The sequence below is a fragment of the Rahnella sp. P4_A8 genome (assembly GCF_056402435.1).
On record NZ_JBFUHK010000296.1, the window covers coordinates 1 to 868 of the forward strand.

1 protein-coding gene is annotated in these 868 nt (G+C 48.7%); it reads right to left on the minus strand.

The window, feature by feature from the left end:
* A partial coding sequence (locus tag AC1DUO_RS25545) for a hypothetical protein (protein WP_477989492.1) occupies window positions 1–868 on the minus strand: 868 nt, incomplete at both ends.

An 868-nucleotide genomic window follows, 5' to 3' on the forward strand; every position in this document is an offset into this window, starting at 1 on the left:
TCTTGTGACTCTTTATCTTGGTTTTTAGCAGATGTAAATTCCACCACAACTTTCTGGCCTGCATTCAGCGTATTGGCGAAAACCAGTTTCATTGGCATATTCGCTGGTAATACTTGATTTTTAACATTTTGTAGGTAAACGAAAACATGGGGATCCCCAGTGTCCAGCACCGTCGGAAGACATATTAACTGCGTCGCTCCGCTACTATCGAGGCAGGCAGTTAGGGAGCCATTTGTGTCGACAGCTATCCGCGTAAAGTTACTTAACTCTGTCGGTGATACACCAAGGGTTAGCGCACCTTGCTCCCCATCTCTGAGCGGCAGCTTCACCACCCAAAGCTTAAAGCCTGCTGCTCTCAAAGGGTTAGGGACAGCCCGATCACGTGCAAAGAGCCTGATACCCATGATGGCGCCAAACTCCTGATTACTTCGGCCGTCAATACCCTGTGCAAAAGGCGTTGACGGATCTAACCTTGCCACCGCGCAGGCCGGTACTTGAGAGGTACAGCGTAATTTATCAACCACCTGAACCGGGACGGTACCCAGCAGATGCCCGCCTGCGGAAATATTCTCGTTTGATACACTGCCGTGCAGTTCGCTGCCACTTTCAAAGTGGTAAATAATAGGGCGCCCATTCTTAGCCCTATTTGGAACAACAGCAGAAATCACCCGCAGTCCAATAGAACCTGTATCAAGAATGACATTGGTTTCCGGACCATCACCAATGCGCAACCTAACATAATAAACACGATTTCCTGCCACCACTCTGGTCATTATAGGGATGGACAATCTGTAATTAAGCTGATTAGCCTTAGCGTTTTCGGAATAATCCGGCGTCGTTCCGACTTTGCTATTACTGGCGCTGACGC